At 77.2% G+C, this 457-nt stretch carries 1 protein-coding gene; it reads left to right on the forward strand.

Features of this window, described 5'->3' with window-relative positions; translation table 11 throughout:
• A partial coding sequence (locus TN53_RS42360; RefSeq protein ID WP_046264239.1) for an arylamine N-acetyltransferase occupies positions 1-404 on the forward strand: 404 nt, incomplete at its 5' end.
• Positions 405-457 lie beyond the last annotated feature (53 nt).

The raw sequence follows: 457 nt of genomic DNA on the forward strand, positions 1-457 counted from the left end.
ATGTGGCCCCCGGGGGGTCGTTCCGGGTCCTGGAGGCCGGGGCGGATTCGGCCGGGGTGCGGGGCGGGCACGTGGTGGCCGACGCCGCCGACCTGGCGGTCGTCTTGGGCGGCAAGCCCCAGTACCGGCTGGAGGTGCGGCCCCGGGTGCTCGGTGACTTCGTGGCGGGCGCCTGGTGGCACAGCACCTCGCCGGCCTCGCACTTCACACGGTCGCCGGTGTGTTCGCGGGTCACGGAGGACGGCGGGAGGATCACGCTCAGCGGGCGGAGCTTCACGGAGACGGGGGCGGACGGGACGCGCGAGGTGCGGGAGCTGGGGACGGACGAGGAGGTGCTGGGGGTGTACCGGGAGCGGTTCGGGGTGGAGCTCGATCGGGTGCCGGTGGCGCGGAGGACGGGGTGAGGCGGGGGGGGCGGGGGGGGGGGGGGGGGGCTGGCGGGGATGGGGGGGGGTGG

It is taken from the genome of Streptomyces sp. WM6386, assembly GCF_000972385.1.
Taxonomy (GTDB): domain Bacteria; phylum Actinomycetota; class Actinomycetes; order Streptomycetales; family Streptomycetaceae; genus Streptomyces.